This window comes from Paenibacillus paridis (assembly GCF_006345825.1).
In the GTDB taxonomy this organism is placed as follows: Bacteria; Bacillota; Bacilli; order Paenibacillales; family Paenibacillaceae; genus Pristimantibacillus; species Pristimantibacillus paridis.
Genome location: NZ_VCIX01000076.1, coordinates 45,980 through 70,811, shown reverse-complemented (window position 1 = coordinate 70,811; position 24,832 = coordinate 45,980). Strand labels below are relative to the sequence as shown.

Annotated in this window: 17 protein-coding genes; 1 reads left to right on the top strand and 16 read right to left on the bottom strand. The window is 45.2% G+C overall.

What is annotated here, in order from left to right; genetic code table 11:
* Nucleotides 1–157: 157 nt before the first annotated feature.
* A complete protein-coding gene (locus FJQ58_RS07300; protein WP_238403868.1) occupies nt 158–2,224 on the bottom strand; it encodes a serine hydrolase domain-containing protein in 2,067 nt (688 codons plus the stop codon).
* Between the two features lie 307 nt (nt 2,225–2,531).
* A complete protein-coding gene (locus FJQ58_RS07295) occupies nt 2,532–3,317 on the bottom strand; it encodes a TatD family hydrolase (RefSeq protein WP_139991784.1) in 786 nt (261 codons plus the stop codon).
* Nucleotides 3,318–3,619: 302 nt separating this feature from the next.
* Between FJQ58_RS07295 and FJQ58_RS07290 the strand changes: the two genes are divergently transcribed.
* Nucleotides 3,620–4,600 (top strand): toxin Cry1Ac domain D-VI-related protein, encoded by a 981-nt coding sequence (locus tag FJQ58_RS07290; protein WP_139991782.1) that lies wholly within the window; start codon nt 3,620–3,622, stop codon nt 4,598–4,600.
* Nucleotides 4,601–4,710: 110 nt separating this feature from the next.
* On the opposite strand, the gene FJQ58_RS07285 is transcribed toward FJQ58_RS07290, so the two are convergent.
* From FJQ58_RS07285 to FJQ58_RS07220, 14 genes are all read right to left on the bottom strand, one after another.
* On the bottom strand, nt 4,711–5,535 hold the full coding sequence (locus FJQ58_RS07285; protein WP_139991780.1) for a carbohydrate ABC transporter permease: 825 nt from the start codon (nt 5,533–5,535) through the stop codon (nt 4,711–4,713).
* Entirely contained in the window at nt 5,532–6,416 is an 885-nt protein-coding gene (locus FJQ58_RS07280; protein WP_139991778.1) for a carbohydrate ABC transporter permease, read from the bottom strand. Before FJQ58_RS07280 ends, FJQ58_RS07285 begins: the two co-directional genes overlap by 4 nt.
* 132 nt (nt 6,417–6,548) lie before the next feature.
* Nucleotides 6,549–7,832, bottom strand: coding sequence for an ABC transporter substrate-binding protein (locus FJQ58_RS07275; RefSeq protein WP_139991776.1), 1,284 nt, complete (start codon nt 7,830–7,832; stop codon nt 6,549–6,551).
* A gap of 130 nt (nt 7,833–7,962) precedes the next feature.
* Entirely contained in the window at nt 7,963–9,099 is a 1,137-nt protein-coding gene (locus FJQ58_RS07270; protein ID WP_238403877.1) for a response regulator transcription factor, read from the bottom strand.
* A gap of 30 nt (nt 9,100–9,129) precedes the next feature.
* Nucleotides 9,130–10,935, bottom strand: coding sequence for a cache domain-containing sensor histidine kinase (locus FJQ58_RS07265; RefSeq protein WP_139991772.1), 1,806 nt, complete (start codon nt 10,933–10,935; stop codon nt 9,130–9,132).
* Between the two features lie 109 nt (nt 10,936–11,044).
* Nucleotides 11,045–12,616, bottom strand: coding sequence for a glycoside hydrolase family 43 protein (locus FJQ58_RS07260; protein WP_139991770.1), 1,572 nt, complete (start codon nt 12,614–12,616; stop codon nt 11,045–11,047).
* Nucleotides 12,617–13,183: 567 nt separating this feature from the next.
* Nucleotides 13,184–13,891, bottom strand: coding sequence for a DNA alkylation repair protein (locus FJQ58_RS07255; protein ID WP_139991768.1), 708 nt, complete (start codon nt 13,889–13,891; stop codon nt 13,184–13,186).
* Nucleotides 13,892–14,017: 126 nt separating this feature from the next.
* The gene (locus FJQ58_RS07250) at nt 14,018–14,572 is read right to left on the bottom strand and encodes a histidine phosphatase family protein (protein WP_139991766.1); all 555 of its coding nucleotides are present in this window, start codon (nt 14,570–14,572) and stop codon (nt 14,018–14,020) included.
* Between the two features lie 82 nt (nt 14,573–14,654).
* Nucleotides 14,655–16,268: a response regulator transcription factor gene (locus FJQ58_RS07245; protein WP_162341364.1), complete on the bottom strand. Its 1,614-nt coding sequence runs from the start codon at nt 16,266–16,268 to the stop codon at nt 14,655–14,657.
* Nucleotides 16,222–18,033: a sensor histidine kinase gene (locus FJQ58_RS07240; protein ID WP_139991764.1), complete on the bottom strand. Its 1,812-nt coding sequence runs from the start codon at nt 18,031–18,033 to the stop codon at nt 16,222–16,224. The genes FJQ58_RS07245 and FJQ58_RS07240 overlap by 47 nt, the downstream gene beginning before the upstream one ends.
* A 37-nt stretch (nt 18,034–18,070) precedes the next feature.
* Nucleotides 18,071–18,949: a carbohydrate ABC transporter permease gene (locus FJQ58_RS07235; protein ID WP_139991763.1), complete on the bottom strand. Its 879-nt coding sequence runs from the start codon at nt 18,947–18,949 to the stop codon at nt 18,071–18,073.
* Nucleotides 18,950–18,960: 11 nt separating this feature from the next.
* Entirely contained in the window at nt 18,961–19,857 is an 897-nt protein-coding gene (locus tag FJQ58_RS07230; RefSeq protein WP_139991762.1) for an ABC transporter permease, read from the bottom strand.
* A 102-nt stretch (nt 19,858–19,959) separates the two neighbouring features.
* The gene (locus FJQ58_RS07225) at nt 19,960–21,750 is read right to left on the bottom strand and encodes an extracellular solute-binding protein (protein WP_139991761.1); all 1,791 of its coding nucleotides are present in this window, start codon (nt 21,748–21,750) and stop codon (nt 19,960–19,962) included.
* A gap of 259 nt (nt 21,751–22,009) precedes the next feature.
* A partial coding sequence (locus FJQ58_RS07220; RefSeq protein ID WP_238403866.1) for an S-layer homology domain-containing protein occupies nt 22,010–24,832 on the bottom strand: 2,823 nt, incomplete at its 5' end.

Here is a 24,832-nt window from a genome sequence, read left to right as displayed (position 1 = left end):
AAGCCAGCTATAGTAGCTGGCCAAATCTGCATATGAATCTATAGAAGTTGAACGAAAGAAATGAAGTTTAAGCGAAGCGAGAAGATCGTTCTGGAGAAACCTCGCATAGCGACCATAACGAAAAATTCAATTCAACCTATATCGTTTTTTTCACTCGTTATTTCACTAGCGTAATACCGAAAGTAGATCCTGCGTTTCCAGCAAATACGATATATCCGTTCACAGGCAGCACGACTTCATTTTTACCGCTAATGACCGTATTATTCACCAGGGCTCCCGTTTCATCGTATACCATAAAGCCGCCTTTAGCCGGCATCTTGACTACCATTTTCTTGCCGGCAGCTGCTTCGGGAACGCTGAACCATCTGGCATAACCATCCGCTTGAATCGTAGTTATCGACGATTTGCCTTTATACAGCGGCTTCACTCCGTCCTCGCTCATATACACGGTTGTAGCCGCATCAAAGTACTCTACGCCCTCTTTAGCATAAAAAAGAATACTTAGTGTATCTCGGCCTGCTGTGCCAGGAATCTGATGCTGACTCTCAGCTGTTTGGGGTCCTGTTATTTTTATATCATTGAAATAACCTTCCAACTTGTGACCACCGCTTGTCTGTATGGTTGGCCTAATCATGCTCATGTAATTGACTGAGCTAAATTTCTCATTGACTGGGTAGTAGGATTTGCCTTCTCTCTTGGCCCACGCATCTGTCGTCTCTTTATTCAGTACTACAGCTTCCAATTTCTCCGCCTTGTAATCTGAAAACGCAAACTGCCCTAATTCTGGCACCGAAATATACTGGCTCATCCACAAATAAGTCCGTCCGTTACTTTCTTTGACAAAACTAACCTTTGTGCTTCCATCTTCATCGACAAAAGTTCCATCCTTGGTGTAAATAAATTTCTGATCTGGCGCAGTCACTCCTGACAATGCCAGTTCACCATCTTTGATAGCTGCATTCCACTGATCGCCTAGAGTACTATAATAACCTGCGTACTTCACAAGATCTTGTGGCATGTCAGCCTTCGCTGGCTTGCCAAATGATTTATCCGGCTTGATTTCTTTAATTGTGCCCTTCTCTTTCATCGCCTGAAGGAGCAATTCACTCGCTATCAGCTGATTTAATACGGCGCTCCCGCCTGAGGTAATAACGGCTGCAGCCATGTTCTGTCCGGGAAGCACGACCAGGGAGGAATGATACATCTGAGTGTCTCCTCCTTTGACGAGTGCTTTTATCCCATAATCATTAAACGGGAATAAGCGTACGCTGTCCCAACCAAGTCCGAAGTCCATCGAGTTATCCGCGTCTTTGGGCCAAAATCCTCTTCTATACTCTTCTTGCTCCATGGCCTGTGCTGATTTGATGGAGAGTACGTCCGTTCTCTTCCCAGTAAAGATTTGCGAGAATCGGACCAAATCCTCCGCAGTAGAGTAGACTCCGCCTGTACCAATCGCATTGGTCGTCTCCGTTGGAAGCTGGCCCTCATATGCAGGAGAGTAAAGGCCGGCAAATTTGCTCGTCTCTATCCTGTCTTGTGGCGTCATGGTATGGTTCATTCCCAAAGGTACAGCAAAATTATGATGAATGAATGCCGTGAAAGTCATATTGCTGACTCTTTCTACAAGAATCTCTGCTAGCGTGAATCCATCATTGCAATACACGGAAAAAGCTCCCGGTTCTGCCTTTAATTTCTGTGTAGACAAGTTCTCTAGCAGCGAATCGTGTACGTGTGTATCTGGATCATTGAATAAGAATGCACGGTTTAAACTCGAACCCTGCAAACCAGATGAGTGATTCAACAACATGCGCGGAGTAATCTTTTTATAACGTTCATCTTCCATCTTGAAATCCGTAATATATTGTACGACAGGGGTATCGAGATTGATCTTACCTTCATCCACTAGTTTCATGACTGCCGACGCGGTAAACACTTTGCTCGTAGAGCCAATACCATAGATGGTTTCGTTCGTTAACGGAGTTTTCCCTTCTATATCGTTAAATCCAGTTTGTCCCGATACTTTGATTACTCCATTGTCGATCAAGGCATACTGCACGCTGGTTATTCCATATTGTTCAGTTAGAAGCGCTGCTTTCTCAGAAGCAATCTTCTCTAGCGTCTTAGAAGAAACTGCAGTTACCGTGCTGGAAGCCATTGCGTTCGTAGGAATAAGCGGGGTCAGAACTAAGGCCGCTGCAAGCGTCCATATGAAGCTTTTTTTCAAATCATCCACATCCTTTTGTCTCTAGTTTTGATCGGTTAAGAATTTAGCTTGAATCTCCTTCCTTACCGTCATTCTAGCATTCCGGCCTTACGCGCTATTAAACATAGGCTTAATTTTCAACTGCGATATCTAGATGACTGTTCAGCTTCTGTTAAGGTCATGCTCCATAATTGAGCGGTAGTCAGTATTATGATTCCTAAAAATAAAAAAACCGCGTTAAGCGCGGCTTTTACAGAACTAACGTTTTATATGTCCTTTCTATTGGTAAAGCTAAATTTCATCCTTATATAGCTCATCTACATATCGCTTATAAACCAAAAAACTCTTCCGAAGTCTTTCTCGTTGCCTCAGCTACTTCTTCCACTGATCTTCCGATACATCGTGACACGGCCTGCAAAATGTGCGGCAAGAAGGCTGGCTCGTTTCGTCCATCTTGCGGTTTCTCCTTCAAATCACGCGGGGTCAGGAATGGCCCATCCGTCTCGATCATAAGCCGGTCCAGCGGGATCAGCCGTACAAGCTCTTTCAGGTGTTTGCCTCTACGCTCATCGCAAATCCAGCCCGTAATCCCGATATAGAGGCCCATTTCAAGATACGCCTTAAGCTCGGGCAAAGTCCCCGTAAAACAATGGACGACCGCTTTCTGAACCGATTGCTCCTTAAGAATGCCCATAAAATCCGAAAAAGCTTCCCGTTCATGCAAAAACAGCGGCATATTCTGCTCAAGCGCTAAACCAATTTGCTCGGTGAACCATTTACGCTGTATATCCCTTGGGGAGAAATCCCGGTTATAATCTAATCCGCATTCTCCGATAGCAACCACCTGCGGCTGTATCGCCAGTTGTTTAAGCTTCTTGATTGTCTCATCTGTACAGCTCTTCGCATCATGAGGATGAACACCCGCAGTAGAGTACAGCTTTCCCGGTAAACGACCTGCATAGCGGGCAGCTTCCAAGCTGTTTCTCAGGCTTGTTCCCGTGATAACAAGTGGAGAAACCTCATTCGCTGCCGCTCTCTCAACCACCTGTTCACGATCCTGATTATACGACCGGTGCATCAAATTGACGCCAATATCTATTATTTTATGCTCCATCATTTATTTGCTCCATTCCATTTCATTTCTTGGTGCTTCTTAATTTATAAACTTGCTAGTTGCATCCAATTTCTTCTAATTTATATTATATGCATTTCAAACAAATGGAGGGTAGGGACTATTTGATTAAAATCATTTTTTACAGTCAAATCAATAAATACGATCATATATTACTACCTCCATTATCATTTATATGTAAATTTTGAAAATGTTTCTTGCTTCTCTATTAACTATTTAGTAATGTTAATTCATTGCATTTATCTGGTAAATTTTGATAATCACATCATTGAAGGAGACTTAACATGAAGAAGGCCACCATCATTTCAATCACAGCTGTATTACTCATTGCATGCGTAACAGGTTTTACTTTTTGGAAAATTAACGATGCTAAGGAGAAAAAAGAGCTGGCTATCCTAGCAGACATTGCTAAAATTCAGGAAAGTGTAAATTCACTTTATAAAGACGAACAAAAAACAAATCTTGCCGATAATATTGACCAAGCTTCGATTCAAACCACACATGACTTATATTCTACTTATGCTGATCAGAAATTGTCCTCACAAGCTACCACATTATTAGAACAGGCTTCTTTAGATATCAATCATGTCGATAAAATGTTCGCTTTAAAACAAAGTATAGATCATCTTTTTGATGAGACTGGCGCTATCAAGGTAGCAGCTGACATAGATTCTGCCAAAAGCCAATTAGAGGCTTTAAAGTCAGATAAGCCCGTCTTTGCGGAAGAGCTTAACTTAAAATTAATTGATGCCGAAACTCAAATAAAACGGATTGCTGCTGCATCCACGATGGTTGACGCTTTATTTACATCACCAGAAAAGTCTGCAGTCAAAGAATCCATTATACAAACAGAAATCAATGTAGCCAAAGAAAATGTAAATCAGATTAAACAAAATCAAACAAAAAACAGTTTATTGTCCCATATACAAGTAGCAGACGATTATTTGGATGCCAAGATCAAGGCAGCAGCAAAGGCAAAGGCAGAAGCAGAAGCTAAAGCCAAAGCGGAGGCGGAAGCAAAAGCAAAGGCCGCAGCCGCTAATAAAAATAAGCCAGGCAAATCGTCATCCTCTACCAAATCTGACGGCACCATAGATATAACCGGATGGTATCCTTATGACACCGGAGATCCCGCCACTTTATTGAAATATTTGTTATCTGGCGATGTAGTCAAGTATAACGGCCAATACTATGCCTCGCCGAAACTAACCGATATGTTGTCCAACCAAGAGGTTGTCTATTTTCATGATATCGCAAATGATTAGGGTAAGCCTATAAAACCGCCCTCCATCGCTAAGAATGGAGGGCGGTTTCACTGTCTTGTTCTTCATCGTTTAATAAGCTCAGAACGAGGCGGAATCGTCCCTGCTCTTCATTAGCCTTTTACAGCCCCAGCAGCTATTCCGCGGACAATATGCTTTTGCATAACGATAAAGAAAATAAATATTGGCACCAATGTTATAATCGTAAGCGTCATGAACATTGGCCAGTTAACGGTAAATTCACCTTTGGCTTTATAGATCTCTAGAACGAGCGTCGATTTGGAAGACGAGTTTAGAAACAGCATCGGTGCCAAAAAGTCGTTCCATATCCACATCGTCTGAAAGATGACACTAGTAATTGTAATCGGCTTAAGCAGCGGGAAAATGATTCGCCAGAAGATGCCCCATACATTGCAGCCGTCGATCACAGCCGCTTCAGACAGCTCCTTTGGGATCGTCTTCATATAGCCCATCATCAGGAAAAAGACAAACACAGAGCCGCTCATATATAGAATAATCAAACCGTATATCTTATCGACTAGCTGTAGTCCACTCATCAATTGAAATAAAGGAATGAGTGTCGCCTGAAAAGGAATCATAAATCCAGCAAGCAAATAGAGCATTGCAAATCGTGTAAGACGATTTGCATTAAACACCACCGGGTATGCCCCCATCGCCCCGATAATCACGATCAGCGATACGGAAAAGAAGGTGATTGTCAAACTGTTTCCAAAGCTGCGCAAAATTGATGTTTCCTCAAAGACTTGGACATAATTCGAAAAGATCCATTCGGATGGGAAAGCCATCGGTTTCTTTGCGGCATCTTGCATCGTTTTAAATGTATTGATAATGATCAGATAAAATGGGAAGAACGCAATGACTCCCGCAGGAATCATTAATATATCGAGAATCCATATCCGTTTATTCGAGTTTGTCATTGCATGCTTTGCTCCCTTCGTTGCATCACTGTGACTTGGAAGACAGCAATCGCTAACACGATTAGGAAGAAGATTATCGACATCGCCGATGCAAGGCCGTATTGGGTTTCTGATATTCCTCTTAACACAATTACCTGAGTGATTGAATAGGTTTCATAACCAGGCCCGCCCTTTGTCAATGCAAATGGAATTTCGAATACTTTTAGCCCGCCGGTAAGCAGCAGCATGACGCTTATCGTCATCGCGGGAGCGAGCAGCGGCAAAGTTATAAATCGAATTTGCTGAAAACGGTTCGCTCCGTCTATCGAAGCAGCCTCGTAATAATCCTTCGGAATCGATTGCAGAAAAGCCAAATACAGTACAGCATGCCATCCTGTGATTGCCCATGTTGCTACGACAATCGTAGACAGCTTTGCGAGCAGCGGATCGGCGAGCCACGGCTGCGGTCCGATGTTAAACAGCTCTCTGAGGATGGTATTCAATACGCCTGACCCGATGGGCGCAAGGATAAATCCCCAAATGTAAGCAAGCAATAGACCGCTCGGGATCGACGGAAAGAAGAAGATCACACGAAGCAAATTTTTGGTAAAAAACTTTTGATCCAATATCATAGCGAGTGGAATCGCTAATACTGTAACGAGCAGCGCCTTGGAAAAAGTAAAGAATAGAGTATAAGAAATTGCGGAAATGATGGCATCGTCAGCAAATATCCGCACATAATTTTTCATGCCTACAAAATCATATACCTTCGAGTATCCATCAAAATTAGTAAAACTAAGAAAAAATGATTTGATAAGCGGATAGATCGTAAACAATGAATAGATGGCAAGAATCGGAAGCAAAAATAATTGAAACTGCAGTTGACGAACAAATTTGGTCATAATTTGCCTCCTAATATGACTTTTATTTCATGATAACTGTGTTGGAAGCAACGGATTGGCATGGATAAATCGGTTTTTCATCGATAAGAGGGCAGCAGGATTACCTCTGCCCTCTACATGACCTAAATCAGCTTATTTATTATCCATTTCTCTCAGTTTCTTATCCAGTGCAGCGGTTGCCTGCTCAGGGGTTATTTTGTTTACCGCTATATCCTGTAACCCTACAAGGAATTGGTTGCGCAGCGCTTCCTGATGTCTACCCCACGATACCATTGGCAAGTAAATACGTCCTGCCATCAAGCCGTCTTTATAAGCCGGCTCATACGCCGGATGTACTTTGGTTTCATAGCCGTGAGCTGTAATGATTCCGCCCGTGCCTTCCTCAAATTGCTTCAAACCTTCCTGTGTTGATAAATAATCGAGAAATAGCAGCGCTTCTTCCTTATTTTTCGTTTTGTTATTAACCGCGAAGCCTACGCCAGGTGCCCCGTTAAAATATTTGTTGCCTGGTTCTTTTCCTGGAATAGCCATGATTTCGAATTCGATATCAGGGTTAGTTGCCTCAATCGTACTGATGTTCCAAGGACCGCCAGGGAACATGGCTACATTGCCCAGGGCAAACTCATTCATGACTTGGTCACTCGTCATTCCAATCATATCCGGTGTTAATATTTTGTTGTCGATCAGCCCTTCCTTCCACATCGTCAACACTTCCGTCCAGCCTTCGGCAAAGGTCGCTTCGCCATTAAACAGCTTTTCGTCGAACGATGGATCCTTCGTTAATACATTGCTGCCGAACATAGCGGAATGAATGATCGTGATATCATGCATTCTGTCATATAGGGGAAGGATGCCGGCTTCCTTTAACTTCAAGCAGGCTTGGACGAATTCATCCCACGTTTCTGGCAATGTATTGATGCCGGCCTTTTGGAACAATTGCTTGTTATAAAACAAGCCGCCTGCCCATCCCGTTTGCGAAAAGGCGTATGTTCTTCCATCCTTGCTCAGCATCGGCTTGTTGCTGTCGAGCATAACGGACATGAACGGTTCGTCGGTCAAATCAAGAGCGTAGCCTCCGTTAATGATTTCATTGCGGTTTTCCGCGGCGATGATGAATAGATCCGGGGCCGTATCCGACAACAGCATCGTTTGCAATTTGGCAATATAATCTGTTACAGGCGGAGCAAATTGAAAGTCGAATGAAATATGTGGATATTTCTTCTTAAAGCCGTCTAACACGGGTTTCATCTCTTTTTCATTGTTCCAGGCCAGAATGCTGAGCTTGACTGATTTAGGCGCATCTCCACCTGTGGAACCCTCGTTTTTCTTGCCCCCATTATTGGATTGGCTACATGCAGCTAGCATGACTGACAAACAAATAATGGTAATTAAAAGCAACAAAGACTTTTTCTTCATGTTAACTAACCCCCTAGTTATCTGGTTTAATGTAAGCACTTACAATACTAGTATAGTAAGAACTACTTCGAATCTGAATTCAAATTATTGCATGGTTTATTGTCAATTGTTGCGCTTGCTGCATGAATGATCAATCGGTGTGAGCTGGTGAAGAACGATATTCTTTAGGCGTCATGCCATAATATTTTTTGAAGACACGGCTGAAGTGGCTCTCGTCCAAAAAGCCGGTATGCTCTGCTATACGGCTGTTCTTCCAGCTCGTTCCGACAAGCAGTTGAGCAGCTTTCTCCATCCGCACCTTGATCACATAAGACCAATAATTTACGCCGAATTCCTGCTTAAACGCCCGGCTTAACTGATACTTGTCAATGTCGAACCTCCCTGATACAGATTGTAATGTTAAATCCTCTTGGTAGCTTCTATCTACATACGGTTTAATCCGCAGCATCGCATCCCTCAGCTTGGAACCGGTTTCGGCAGGCCCCCCTATATCTTGCGCGCTTTCCGCAATTAACTGCGGCAGGGATGCGGCATCCTGGGCAATCGTGCTGATTCCAACTGACCACTGTTGGTTGGGTGATAGGACTGACGCTTTTTCTAGCACAAACTCGCGAAATTCTCGCAATTGGCTGCTCGTTAAATCGTCTCCCCCGCCAACAAGCACCACCATTTCCTTTTTATTTTTGCAACAAATCACACAGCTAATTTTATTGTCCACTTGTTCTTGCAGCCAGCAAGAATAGTCGGTCTCTGAAGGCAAGCCATCCACAAAGGTCAAAATTGCAAATCGGTCCACCGAGAGAAATTCAAGTCCTTTCCGGACGATGGACAACGATTCTGCTTCTATCGAGCCGGAATAGATCGTCTGATTTAGTTCATTACGAATCGATTGCCGTCCAGCCGCTGCGGACTCTTGAATCAGCTCCACCAAAACATCTCTAAGCTGATCAGCATCGACCGGCTTTAGCAAGTAATGGGAAACCTGCAGCCGGAGCGCGTCTCTTGCGTATTCAAATTGATCATAAGCGCTCAGAATAATGGTCCGCGGTAAATGACCCGACTGCTGCATCCGCTTCATCGAATCGATTCCGTTCAATAACGGCATATGAATATCCATGATCATCATATCCGGACGAAAGGTATCGACCATTCGGGCCGCTTCCACGCCGTCATAAACATGCTGTACTTGCGTAAACCCCATTTCGCTCCAACTGATTACCTTATCCAAATAGCGATGCAATGATATTTGATCATCCACGATAAGCATCTTCACGCTCATCACCTCCACCTAATGATTTCAAGCCTTTGGCAAAACGACATAAACCGTGGTATAAACCCCTTCTTTGCTTCTGAGCTTCAATCCGTAATTAGAGCCGAACTTCAACCGGATACGCTGATTGACGTTATATAAGCCAATACCGTCCGGTTTAAAATCCCGCATGCCTAATTGTCGAGCCAATTTTTCGCATCGGCTTTTCTCTATTCCTCTGCCATTATCTCGGATTGCGATCATGATCCCTTTTTTGACTGCCACAACACTGATTGTCATTTTAGCCGACTGCGGGTTTTCGCCAAATCCGTGGAGAACTACATTTTCAACGAGCGGCTGCAAAATTAACTTAATCGTTCCATGTTTTAAAATCGACTGATCCGGTATGCAAAACTCGATATCAATTCGATCATCATATTTTTTATTCAATATATACAAATAGTCTCTGACATTCTGAACTTCCTGCTCCAGCTCCACCATTTCTTCCGATTGTTTCATTGAGTACCGCAGAAGACTGCTCAGCGACAATACCAATTGGTTGGAATCCTCCGTACTGCCGCATACAATCTCGGTTTGCAGCAGTTGCAGCGTATTGAAGAGAAAATGCGGATTAATTTGCGATTGCAGCGTTTTGAGCTCTACCTCTTTTAATGCAATTTCTGATTGATAGTTCTGTTTGACCAGCGTTTCGATTCGGATCACTAGCTCTTTAAATTTGTTGCCTATCAGGTTTAGTTCGCGATATTTATAGTTATTCGTCTTAACATACGTACTGTCTCCCCCGATTTTATCCAATGTGAAAAGCAATCGTCCGAACGGTCGGGAGATTCGAACGGTAATCAATATGGAAATGAGAAGGTTAAGCAGCAAACAAAGATAAATAAAACCAATTAGATTAGATTTCAGCGAGTCTGCCTGTCCACTGATGACAGACATCGGAATCGTCGAGATCATTCTCCAGCCCTGAACAGCAGTAGGATGAAAGATAACAAGCGTCTCCTTCCCGTCCAGTTCCGTTACTATGCTTCCAGAGTCGCTGGCATAAATAAGCTCAATACCTGCGAAGTCGAGCTTTGTACCGATGGCCGCAATATCTTTATGAACGATGATTGTCTGCTGAGTATCAATCATAAATATGCTTTCATTATTTTGATACGACGTAAACTCGAACATGCCGTTAATTTTGTCTAAATCCAAATTAGCGATGACAGCTCCAATCGGCTCACGGGCGTAATCCTTGACCGGTAAGGCGATGGATAGCGTCGGTCGGTTATATTTTGAAATATTATTTTCCAGATAGTAATCCTGCTTGTGGAGCCCAAGCGTAATAAAGCCTTTGTTCGGAGTTCCCGAAATCGCCTGCTTAAACCAATCTTGCTCGATAAAAAGATAATTCCATCGGAGTGATTTTCTTCCATCCAGGTTATTTACATAGCCGTTTTCCCCCAATATTAAAATATCGCTAACCAGTGATTGCAAGGAAGATACACCAAAGGCGACGTCCGCTATATTTCTCTCATGCTGGATGCGTCTTTCAACATCCATTTCCTTGCCCGGATTCATCATGGCGCCAAGCGAGTAGTGACTCGCCAGAAGAACGAGTGGACGAGTAGCCTCTTCCAGATTGAAGCTGAACCCGCGCGCCGCTTGCTCCATCATTTTATAGCTCGATTGAGTGATTTCCTTGGTAAGGCTCGTCGTTGAGTCTCGAACAGATAACAGTCCAAGCAGTAATAAGAGCAAAATGTTGACCAATAAATAAGAAAACATAATCGTACGTATGATGGTTTTTCCCGTTAGGGAACGACTTAAAAAATTTGCCGCATTGTTCATATCAGCACGATCTCCCATGGGTGAATGATTTTACATAAAAACCCATAACAAAGTTATGGGTCGTTTCAAAGGCAATGCTCATTGTCCTCTTTTATTGATGATCCATTGACTAAACATCATGCTCAACATAACGGAAATAATCGAAGTCTGCATGTTTACGTTCTCCTATCAAGTCTTGAACGCTCATACCGATAAAATTGCCTGTAAAGCGGATATAATCCGCATATTCATCAGATAAATGACTGACATCAAGCTCAGGTCCGATGGCGTTCCATTCCCCGTCCTCCACCGCGTACATAAACTGAGCTTTCTCATTCTGAATTATAACTTTCAAATGATAAGTTCCAGCACCAACCGAGATATCCCGCTCCAGTACTTCATTATAAACACCATTTATCGATTGAATAATGCCTATGCAAATCCCTATTTCCTCATGAAATGTCACACGTAAATAAACATAATCATTCGTATCGTAGAACAGAATCAATCCCGCCATTTGCTGATAATGCTCGGGATTGTATTGCATCGCTGTCTCCGCTTCACAATACATCGATTGTTGCCGGCGTGCGACAAGACTTTGGCGATGCGTTGAGCTCATAGATTCTTGACCCCATAGTCGCAAGTAACCTTGTCTATCTGTTAAGGATAACCACTCCGGACTTGCGGGTATGCGAAGGGTGTTCCATTGCAGTCCAAGCTCCGCGTTATCAAAGTGGTCTACATCCGGTTCAACCGGGAACGGATGTAATGGCAATTGAGGCGCTTGCACCACAGATTGCGGCCAATTGCCTCCTCCATCAATCGCAATCCAATCATCATTCGTCCAATGACAGCGCTGAATCGCGGTTTCTCTGCCTAGCATGCACAGCTTATCTTTCACAGGGCGACCAACGAGATGAACCATATACCATTCCCCGTTTTGCGTTTCTACCAGCGAAGCATGTCCTGCTTTCTGCAGCTCCAGCTCTGGCTTGCCCGCAGACGTCAAGATGGGATTCGCGGGATCAACTTCATAGGGGCCGTCGATATGCCGTGAACGCGCCATCGTTACCGCATGTTCATATTGTGTTCCGCCTTCGGCGGTCAGCAAGTAATAATAGCCATTCCGTTTATATAAGTGCGGCCCTTCTGTAAGTCTAAGCTCTGTGCCTAGAAAAATATTTTTCTTAGGACCGACAAGTTTTTTCTCTTCCTTCGAATATTCCTGAAGAATGATGCCGGCGAATGAGTTTTTCGCTTTCCGATGATCCCAGATCATATTGACGAGCCATTGCCGACCATCCTCATCATGAAACAAGGAAGGATCAAAACCGCTGCTGTTCAAATAAATAGGCTCTGACCAGGGCCCCAAAATATCATTTGCCGTCACCATGTAATTATGAGTATCCTTGAAAGCCCCCATACGACTTTTTACATCCGTATAAATAAGATAGAAAAGGCCATCATGATAGCTTAGGCATGGCGCCCATGCACCGCCCGAGTTAATATTGCCCTCCATATTCAATTGAGAGGACTGTGTTAATATCGAGGTAAGCGGACGCCAATTCACCAAATCTTTGGAATGATGAATGAGTACCCCAGGAAACCATTCAAATGTCGAAGTCGCAATATAAAAATCATCTCCTACACGTACGATTGACGGATCAGGATGAAACCCACGTAATATCGGATTGCTAATCATATTTTCCACTCCCTTAATTGTTTTGTTTACCATCGTGAATACGCTTTAAATAAGGCCAAATAGAACTATCAAATACCTTTCATCATTGCTCATATTTGTTTTATAATATAAAACAACGTTCTTATATAGTGGCGCAAACGACCCATCTTTCAGTACGCTTTGATCTATATCGTACTAAATTGTATAGCCTAAGTTGCCTTTTCCATACTCTTGTACCATGCTTATCAAATAAGTCAAATATTTTAAAGGAACTATACTGTGCTTGAATTACGGGCTTATTTCTTCTCTGAGTACTTCTCGGAAATTGTTTTACATTATAAAACAACGTTCTGTTTTTTATAGTTAAATAATAGCAGACAAGGATTTCAATGTCCATCTTCTAATATCTCAATAACGAGTTTTGAAGAGCCTGCGAACCATTTTGCCCTGGGTGCAGCTCTCCAGACTCGCTTATTCTTTGTTCATACATTGAATGCGCCAGCGTTTTCCATAGGCCCCTTACGCATTTTCTGGCATGTCGTGACGGTTGCATATGATGAGATAGGCTCCCTTGGCCGCGTCTATGAATTAACACCTAACATGTTTGCGTTTGAACCCCAGCCGGTTTTTCACTACTGCTGTCTGGATATTTTCTGAGGCGTTTATCCATTTGCTTTTGGGCTTGTCCTTATTAACTTCTACCGGGCCCACTGCCTTTGCGGTTTCCACAGCCTTATCATGCAGCGGCAAATAGGATACTCCCACAGTGTAAATGAAATTATTCATGGCGTATTTCGTTCGTTCAGGAGAATCATGAATCGTATTTTCCACCAAATCAAGCATGTTCGAAAGTTTGGCTTGGGAAAATTCACTGTCCGGTCGGTTGCCTAACAACCAGCAATAGCAGCTCCAACCCGCAGACATTTTAAGTTCATCTCCGCTTGCGATCCATTTATCCGATACCTCTTGTGCAATCTCTGCTTCTGATAACGTGACGGCTACCACAAAATCAGACAGCATAAAAAAATAAGCCGCGTCTATCCATCGATCAAAATCCGCTTCACTCATCGCATCTGGATCTGCAATGACGCCTGCAAAATACATGGCGTCGTAATTTCCTGTGGCGTACAGCTGCTCAGCCAGCTGCTGGTCTTTTTTGATTTTTTTTGCAATGGGCTTCATTGCACCTGTAGCCACGCCAAAAAGCGGCTCATGCGCCCCATTGGATCCGTATATTTTCTTGGTCCGTTCCTTGCCGAGAGCCTCAAGCTCCTGCATAACCGTATCTACATTCATTGCTCAACACGTCCTTTCAGAGGTACCTCCTACTACTATCATCTCTTTCCAACAATATAATATCACAAACGGAAGGATATCAAGTTAATTAGCTGACCAAGCTTCACTTTCACATTAAAAGGCTCATCAACTGCCAAAATGGCATATGCGGTAAATATTAGGCTTATCCTCTGAGAAGGCAAGATGAAAAAGATCAGGATTAGATAATGCTTCCCACTCCTTAAAGCCAATTTGGCCATCAAAATGCTTAAGTAGTAGTGAGATTAGGTTCCCGTGTGATACGAGCACGATATTCTGGTACTCGCTATCCAGCAACTCCTTCACTACGCTAATAGCACGGCTCATGGCCGTGTTACTGGACTCCCCACCCTCATAACACAGGTCTAAGTCATCATATGTCTTTCGTAGCATGGTAAGCCAATCCGGTTGATTCTCGTTTGATAAGACCCTCTCGGCCAATCTATCATCCAGAACAACTTCTATTCCGAGTTTTTCAGCTAACGGTGTTATCGTATGGCGTGCTCTTTGAAAAGGACTTGAAATAATGAAATGAATGTCTTTTTTTAATAGAACATCAGTAAGCTCCTCTGCTTGTATAACACCTAGATCAGTAAGCCTAGCTTCAGGCTCCTGCCCTTCTGCTTTGCAATGTCGCACAACATAAATATTCTTCTTTAACATTTATATCCCCCTTAACGATATCTAAAAAAACCTTCAGAACTAGCTGAAGGTTTTCTTTTTATCTCGGCACGCCCAAAAGTCACTATACGCCCCTTCGATCACGAAATTCTTGCGGGGTCATGTTCGTAAAAGCCTTAAACAGCTTTATAAAATGAGGAACGGCCTGATAGCCGATCACTTCGGCAATCTCATATATTTTTTTATCAGTGCTGCGCAGCAAATAAGAGGCCAATTCCATCCGATAACGCATAATATAATCGCTCAAATTATTTCCTGTCTCGGCCCGATAGGCTCTCGACAAGTAAGCCGGATGAAGACCGATATGCGCCGCGATCGTCTGGAGGGTTAAGTTGCCGTCGGTGTTCACCCCGATGAAATGGTGGACCTTGTCAACTAAACCTGTTTGCTTCTCTGATGAATCTTTTGATTGCTCTCTAAGGCTTCGGAGCATGAAAAATGCCCACTTCTCTAGCTGTTTAAGCGATGGAGCGGCCGGCATAAGCCCAAAGGAAGACTCGCCGAACTCGCTTAGCAGCTTCCCTTTCTTGTGCGCCATATACTGGTAGGCGTTGGCGATAGCAAAATAAGCTTCGTTAGCATGCTCGGGCGGATAGTTCTTGCTGTTCAGCTCAACGAAAATTTCGATTAGCTTCTCCTCTGCCTGTACCCAGTTTCCTGTATCCAGCAAATGAATCAGAAGGGGCGGTCGATACAGCGAAGTTAACGTACCGATCTGAACCTGATCAGTATGGTCTGCAATCCGCAGAAATACGCTTTGCCTCTTCTCTTCGATTACCCTCATCCCATCGATTACTGACCGATACAGCCCGGGGACGCCTTCAGGAAAGTTAGCCCAGTTTTCCGCCAATACGATAGAAATGCTGCCGCTTAAGAGAGATTCCACTTTTTTCTTAAACGCTAGCATCCGGTCGTCCATCCCAGTTCGAACCATTTGCTCGTTCGCGTCCGTTCTATTTTTGGCCGAAACAATAAAAACGAGGTATTCGTTTTGATCTCGGCAAAACCACAAATGAAAGTCGTCTCGCAGCAATTCCTCAGCCATATTCGTAACCGCATATTCGATCAGCTCTTTATCCATTCGCTCGTAATCTTGCAGCTTTCCCTCCAGCCTTACGAGGAACAGCCCCACTTGCTGCTGTAAGGCAAAAGGCAAGTTTAACAGGAAAAGCTTTCTCTCCAGCTCTGCATTAGGGATACCGTAACCGTATAACAGACGATTCAACAGCTCGCCCTGCAGTGCAGGCAAATTTTCCCGAAAGGCATACACGTCGCGCTGCTGCTGTTGTTGAAGCTTTCTCTCGCAAGCGATTTCTTCAGCTAATTTAGCCAGCGTCTCTCGCAATTGATCCGGGTTTACTGGTTTCATCAAATACTCGGAAGTATTGTAAGGAACTACGCTTTTCGCATATTCGAAATCCGCATACCCCGAAATAACGATAATCTTAACTTTACGCCCTATTTCGCGGATCTCCCGAATCAGCTCGATTCCGCTCATCTCTGGCATCCGTATATCCGTAATGACGATATGGATGTTTTGTTCCCGGTATAGCGTTAAAGCTTCTCTACCGGAATAGGCTTTATGAATACGAGTAATCCCAAGCTCTTCCTTCGGGATCGTAGCGGCGAAACTATCCACTTGAGAGGGGATATCGTCTACGATCAGTACTTCCAACATCGGAATCGCCTCCATCCTTAATCACCAACGCCACCCGGAGCCCGCCAAGGTAGGACTGTTCAACCTGAAGTCCCGAGGATTGCCCAAAGTAATGCTTTATACGCTGATGAACATTTCGCATGCCGAGGCTGCGATCCGAGCTCGCCTGCAAAGATAAGGTGCGCCTTAGTGATTCTAAATCTTCTTGCTGCATGCCAACTCCGTTGTCTTCTACGGTAAGCTCCCAACCCTCCTCGGTTCTGCTGCCGGTGATAATGATTTCGAATTTTCCTATCTTGCCTTCCATACCGTGCACGATTGCATTCTCGACAAGCGGTTGAAGCAGCAGCCGCGGCATAAGAATAGACATCATGCCGACTTCGATATGTTCATGAAATAACAGCCGTTCGGACTGCATTCGATGGATTTCCAAGTAATTGCGAATTAACTCCATTTCTTCAGCCAATGAAGTTAATTGCTGTTCCGTCCGAGTCGTATAACGGTAATATTGACTCAGGTGCTGCGTGAAAGCGACAATCACCTTCGTCCGTTCGAGCTGCGCCATGCTTTGAATGTAGGCGAAATTATTATACAAAAAATGCGGGTTGATCTGTGCTTGCAAATGCTTAAGTGAGGATTCTTTCGCGTGAAGCTGTTCCACGTACACTTTATCGATAAGCGTCTGAATATCCTCAGACATTAGGTTAAACTGCTCGATCAAATAATGGAATTCGTTGGATGGGCCGAGCTTGATCCGATAATCATACGCGCCTCGCCTCAGCGATTTCACCGCCCGAATCAGATCGTTGATCGGTTTCTGTACATTGCGGTACAGCAGCGCTGAGGAGGCAATGCCCATAAGCAGCAATAGCAGCCCCGCGGCATAAAACATCCGTTTACTGTGATCGATGGGAGCAAGCACCTTTTTCATCGGCTGGAAATCGACGATATACCAGCCTATCGAGTCTGAGATCACGTAATTAACCAGATACGGTTCATTCTTAAAGGTAATCTTGGTAGACCCTTTGACTCGATTCTGTGCGCGAATGATATCGAATTGCTTCGCCATCGCTTTTGCCAATTCAGGGTCGAGCTCCCGCGGTATGATCGGTTCAAAGCCCGGCTGGTAGAGAAACGGCTGTCCGACCGTGCCTTGCATGAACCTCTCCAGCATCTTCACAAGGTTACTCGACGTGAACGCGACTTCAACATACAAATTCGGATCGCCCATTGTGGAAAGCGACTCGAAAGGCGTGATCAAATCTCTTACGAACGCCTTCTCCGGCCCCCGGTCCGACACGATGACGCGATAATCCCAACGTTCCTGTATGGCATTCTTGAAATACTCCGAATCGTAAATTTGCTTCAAATTCGTAGAAACGGCGATATCCGAAAGAGGTGAATATACGGTAAAATCATTCACCCATTCGAAGGAGTTCGATTGCATAGCAATCTTTTGCTGCAAAAGCCTCATCGAAGCGAGTTTGGAATAATCCGGCTCGGATGAGGTCTTAAGCTGCATTTGCAGGGTATCCGGATCGGCCGCTATGACGAAGGCCGATCTCCACAATCGGTCCGCTTCGACGTCCATCTGGTCCACGAAAAATTGGATTCGATTCAAATTCATCTGAAGCAGCTCTTGTTCGACAACATCGGTGCTGGTCTTATTTGAAGAATTGTACATGACTATGATAGGGATAAGCATCAGGACGATCACGATCATGACTTTTGTGAAAATATTCATTTTGCCGACCGTGCCGCGTCTGATTTTATAAATAGGGCTCACCCGATTCGATCTTATTTTAGAGCTGGCTACCGTCCCTCTAGGACTTTACCGAGCCAAGCACGATTCCTTTTACGAAATACTTTTGCAAAAACGGATAGACGAGTAAAATAGGCAGCGCCCCGATAAAAATCTGCGCGGATTTAACGGTTCGATTTGAAAAATTTGCTACACTTTCCAATGTTACACCAACCCTCGACAGGTTGTCACTAACAATCATGGAGTGCAAATAAGTGGCTAGAGGATAACCGTCAGGGTTGGACATATAGATCATGCCGTCGAACCATGAATTCCAATGAAAGACCATCGTAAATAAAGACAACGTTGCGATGGACGGCATCGATACGGGCAAATATACACTCCACAGCACCCTCAGATGGCCCGCTCCATCGATATAGGCGGCCTCTTCCAGCTCCTGCGGAATCGTCCGGAAGAAATTAAGCATCAGAATCATATTCCATACACTGACGGCTGAAGGCAACACCAACGCCCATAGGGTATCGATCATTTTTAGCTTGCTTATTAATACATAAGAAGGAATCAGCCCTCCCGAGAACAGCATCGTAAAAACAAACACCCAAATATAAATTTGGCGTCCTGGGAATTTATAAATGGATTTCGATAAACTGTAGGCTGCCATCGTAATGACGACCATCGATAGTACGGTGCCTAACACGGTTCGTTCTACCCCGGTCCACAAGGACTGGAGGAACATAACGTTGCTGAGCGTCTTCACGTAGGCATCCGTCGTAAAGCCGATCGGCCAGAAATTGACGATATTCGCCGTTGCCGCGGCCCGCGAGCTGAAGGATAAAGCAAACACGTGAAGGAGCGGAAGAATGCAAATGAGCGACAGCAGGCTAAGAAAGATCGTGTTGGAGATCGTAAATACGGTGTACCCTCTAGAGCGATAGCGCATGGTCATCCTCCTTAAAAAATGCGGTAATTGGCTAGTTTGAAAGCCATTCTATAACTGATTACGATCAAGATAAATCCGATCGCTGATTTGAATAGTCCGACCGCCGTTCCAAAGCTGAACTGTCCGTTGTTTAGGCCCTCCCTATAGACGAACGTATCGATGATATCTCCATGCGAATAGACAAGAGGGTTGTAAATATTTAAAATTTGGTCGAATCCGGCATCCAAAATCCTGCCGAGCGACAAGGTCGCGACGACGATGACAATCGGCATCATAAGAGGAACGGAGATCAATTTAACCTGCTGCCAACGTGTAGCCCCGTCGATCTCTGCCGCTTCATACAAAGCCGGATTGATGCCCACCAGCGTAGCCAAGAAAATAATCGCTGAAAATCCGAATTCCTTCCACACGTCGCTTAAAATGACCGTAAACCGAAACCATCTGCCATCGCCTAAGAAGAAGACGCTCTGGATGCCGAACGAATTCAGAAGCCGATTGATGATTCCGCCCTCTGTCGACAATATATCGATTAAAATGCCCCCTAGGATAACCCATGATAAAAAGTGCGGCAAATAAACGAACGTCTGCACGAATCTCTTAAAAAACATCTTGCGAACTTCATTGAGCAAGAGAGCGAACACGATCGGGACAATTAAATTCGCGATTAATTTAAACCCCGCAATGATTAACGTATTCCATATAATCTGCTTGCCGTCCGGATACGTGAACAGGTACCGAAAATGCTCAAAGCCTACCCAAGGAGAACCTTTGATCCCAAGCCATGGCTCATAGTCCTGGAAAGCGATTACGGCTCCGAACAAAGGAACATATTGAAACAAGAAGACCAACACTAAAGCCGGCAATAATAGAACATGAAACGGCCAAGTTTTTCGCCAATACGCTGCCATTATGCATCCTTCCTATCTCCAGAAAAATAGAGGAGAAGAGAGCCAAGGCTGCCCTCTCCTCCGTCATCGATGTATGATTTCTTCACAAGTTGTCAGCGATTATTATTGGTTTTTCGCATACCATTCGTTGACTTCGTCCGTGATCTTCTGGCCACCGTTATCTAGCCATTGTTTAACGAATTCATCGAAGTACTCTACCGGCTTTTCGCCATAAATGATTTTAAGATAACTTTCCGTAGCAAGTTTCTTAAGCAATTCGCCTTTCGATTTCATCGTTGGCGTCATTGGACCGGTGAAATAGTTTTTGCCTTCGGTGACGGTTTGGTTAATCCGAACGCCTGCGGCGTCAAGCTGCCTTTTCTTCATTTGCTTGGTGTCGAATTCCATAGAGGTTAAAGGCTCAGCGTTTGGATCGGCCAGAAACTTCTTGACTGCTGCCACGTTGGAGTGCGGGATGCTCGTAAAATTGCCAAGTATATTCGTCATCATGAACCTAATATCCATGGTGCCGCCGTCTTTGAGCGGCCATTGGTCTGCCGGTACGCCTGCTTCTTCGTAGTTGCCCTTGATGACTTTGCCATCCAATTTGACATAGTCGTAGCCTTCATGATATCCGTCTTTCCAACGCGGATCAGCTAACGGATCGCCTTCCATCTCCAATTTTTTCGCAAATATTTTGTTGAAGTAGGCGAACCAAGCGTCGATATGCTGGAAGTCTTTGTTGAAGACCGTGAAGCCCTGGGTCAGCGGCTTCTCAGCACGGCCAACCAATCCGTTCGGCCCTGAAGGAAGCGGATACGGCTGGAAGTCCGCATCCGGATTGTTTTTGGTCGCGTCACTCAGCGGCCAGTCGCCCATCCAGAACGGTCCGAACATGATTCCGGCCTTGCCGCTGGCTGCCAATTCGGAAGCTTTTCCCGGATCCTTGATGCCGGCTTCCTTATCCACGAAGCCTTTGCTCATCCAATCGCTCATCTTTTGTAAATACAGTTTGGCGTCCGGATGGATCGCACCGTAGCTAAGCTTGCCGTCTGCGCCCTTGTTCCAGAACAAACGCACGTCGTACGTATTGATCATTTGATCCGTGAGAGCGGAGACGATTGCGTCTGTCTGCCCCATCCACGTCCAAGGCCCTTCTTTAAGCGGCACAGCTAGGCCAATGGTGTCGTTCTTACCGTTCTTATCGGGGTCGCCCTCCGTAAATTGTTTGAGAACGTTTTCGAAATCATCCAGCGTTTTTGGCGGCTCCAGCCCTAGATTCTCAAGCCAATCTTTGCGAATCCACATGACGGTGCCTTCGTCGCCCATGAAGAAGGCTGGCAAACCATAAATCTTGCCGTCTTTCTTCACTTCGCCAAGCGCGTAGCTATACTTCTCCAACAACTTCTTATACTCAGGATGCGCGTATTTATCGATAGCTTCGTCTAGCGGCATCAGCTTATTTGCCGCGAGCAAGTTTTGCAGCGGGTCATTCCCTGCGGCGAATGCATCAGGCAGCTTGCCGCCGCTGGAGAGCAGTAGGCGCAGCTTCGTATCATAATCTTCCGGTTTCGTTACGATAAAATCGAATTTTACGTTAATGCCCATATTTTCTTTCATCCAGCGGAGATTCGCGTTGTCCTCCATGGATTCGCCAGGCTTGAACGCATTGCCCCTCGAAGTTCCATCGTCTACAATAGCCGTCGTAATCGTAACGGGAGGGTCGAACTTCTGATTCCATTTTTCCGCTGACTCTTCTTCTTTAGCGGGCTCCGTTGCGGATGGAGTACTGTTTGAGGCTGCCGGACTTGCCGAGTTTTGATTGTTGCTGTTCGTGCAGGCAGCTAATGTCGGCAGCAGTGCAATGGCAACCGAAAGCGTTACTAATCTTGCAACCTTCACATATCGAATCATAAAATTCCCCTTTTCTTTGACATTGGTGGTACGCTTCAAATTATATGGATTTGGCAGAATAACGTATATATTCGATTTTTAACGTCATATCAAAAAACGTACATTCCTTGTCGATCAAAATAAATATTTCTTTACTATTAGGCCTTTGCAGCTGGATGTTTTCAAAATAAAAAAATCCCTTCCTAACCATGTAAACATGGGTTAGGAAGGGATGATACATTATATTTTCATCGCATACGGATGTCTCTACTGTCTCTACTTAGATCAGGTTTGATGTTTGCAAAAGTCTTAGAATAATAGTTGCAACCTCAGCCCTCGTCATAAATGCTTTCGGTGCAAGCTCGGCTTCACTGCGTCCAGATACGAGGCCAGCCCATACGCTATCTGCAACGCTGCTGTGCGCCCAGCCAGATATGTTTGACGCGTCTCCAAACGAACGAAGTGCTTCATCTGCCGACTGAGCGGGCAGTTTTTCCTTAAGTCCGGTAATCATCATGGCTCTAGAGAGAATAACCATGGCCTGTTCTCGGGTGATCTTGTCGGTCGGTCGGAACGTGCCGTCTTCAAACCCTTCAATGAGTTGATAGCCATATGCCGTGTTGATCGCGCTGCTGAACCAATCAGACGTCTTCACGTCAGAGAACGTTGTTAAACTATCTTCCGGTTTCAGTCCCAGTCCGCGTACAAGAATGGCGGCAAACTCTGCTCGGATGATATCGCGATCGGGACTGAACAAACCGCCGCCCGTACCATCAATAACCATCCGGGATCCCATGTCGTTAACCGCGTCTTTCGCCCAGTGTTTCGCGACATCAAGGAATTCGATCGGATGCCAGACGACAGAATAAGTGCTATTGGTTAAGCTGTTTATCTGAGCATAATACTTGCCTTCGATGGTAACAAGCTTAGTCGGTACATGGCGTACCGTTCCATCCGGATCAATCACGACGCCTGTCGTAATTTTATTCGGGTCAACTCCGTCAGGGATGGCGATCAATCTTTCCATATAAATATTGAACTTTGATACTTCAACGCTTGTATTTCCGTGAGTGGCTCTTATCGTAAAATCCAGTGGCGGAACCACAAGCGTGAACGTGCCCTTTACCGCCGAGTTCTCTACAACCTTTAATGTATCCGCCGTCGGCGAGGCGATTTCGATATGCACATTGATATCTTGCAAGGCGATTGCCTTGCCTAGTTTATCAGCTAAAGCGGCGATTTGAATTTGTTGTGCAGGGATCGTAAATGTCGCTTGGTCCGTCTTAATCACGACAACAGCTTGCTTGCTCTCCATGATTTTAACCATTTCGCCGTTAAGTTCACCAATTACGACATCTGCCTTTGCACTGACCGGAATCGTGACAACAGCCCCTTGCCCTTCCGTCGCGAGCTTATCCTCCAGTTTCTTCTGATCGATGGAAATCGTCCTGACACTCTGGTCGTTTCGCTTGCTTGTCGTGGACGTTCCTAAATTCTCGACTTTCCCATTAACAAGGATGTCAACACCTGTAATCGGACCGGCAGGTGTCGTCGGTACGGAAGGCTGGGATGGCTCAGGGTTGCCATTATCGCTAGATGATGCTTTCGGTATAACTGCATTCGATTCGGCGGATGCAGCGCTTTTCCCTGTGCGATTGATCGCTTTTAACGTAAAGGTATAACTCGTGCCATTCGTTAATCCTGTTATCGTAATCGGGCTTGCAGTCCCGATTAAGACCACATTGCCCGGTGAAACAGTCACTTCATATCCCGTAATTGGGCTGCCGCCGTTATCGAGCGGAGCCGTAAAGGTAATGACCGCTTGTCCGTCACCAGCAACTGCCGTCACATTAGTAGGACTTTGCGCGATGGCTGATGGGGTCGCACTTACTTGATTAGACGCTGCGCTCAAGCCCCCCGAGTTTTCCGATTTCACCACAAAGTAATAGGTTGTGCCGTTAGTCAGGTTTTGTACGTTGTAGGTAGATGAAGTGACGCTCGCAACCTCGGCAGTGCTCAATTGACTCGGATCCGTTGCCACATAAATACGGTATTGCGTCGCATCCGCTACGGCATTCCAACTCAATGTTGCTTGACGGTCTCCGCTCGCAGCTACAAGGTTTTGCGGATTCGCCGGAGCATCTGGCAAATTCACTGCTTGCGTCACCATAAACGTTACAGGCGTCAAATGATCCGCAGCTATCGTAACCATTGCCTTGTAAGTACCTGCCGGCAAATCGTCTTTGACATGAATATTTAAGTTTGTTGCTATTCCGCTAGTTAAGTTCGATGATGGCTGTGTCGTTACAAAATCGTTAGCGTTCGTACCGCTAAGTGTTACTGACAAGTTTAATAAATCGCCTGTACCACTATTTGTGATGGTAACGAGTCTAGTTTCTTGAGTTCCTGGATCGTACCCCTGAATAAGGGCCGTTAACGATTGATCCGTTATTGGAGCTATCTTATAAGTAAGTGCTGCTGTGACGGTAATCGTCGCATTTCCTTTTTTGCTGTCGTTCACCGTCGAAGTCGCGGTGACCATATATTCTCCTGGCGGCGTATCTGCTGCCACGGTTACTTTACCCGTGCTGTCCACAGACACCTTAGCGTCGCTGCTCTTCCAAGTGACGGTTGTCGCTGCGCCACCTACTGCATCTACCAATGCCGCAAACTGCTTGATTCCGCCCTGGATCATGCTCGCCGTGTTCGGGCTAACGCTCACGCTGTTGATCGCTGGCGCCGCCGTTACCGTAATCGTCGCATTTCCTTTTTTGCTGTCGTTCACCGTCGAAGTCGCGGTGATCATATATTCTCCTGGCGGCGTATCTGCTGCCACGGTTACTTTACCCGTGCTGTCCACAGACACCTTGGCGTCGCTGCTCTTCCAAGTGACGGTTGTCGCTGCGCCACCTACTGCATCTACCAATGCCGCAAACTGCTTGATTCCGCCCTGCAGCATGCTCGCCGTGTTCGGGCTAACGCTCACGCTATTGATCGCTGGCGTTGCCGTTACCGTAATCGTCGCATTTCCTTTTTTGCTGTCGTTCACCGTCGAAGTCGCGGTGATCATATATTCTCCTGGCGGCGTATCTGCTGCCACGGT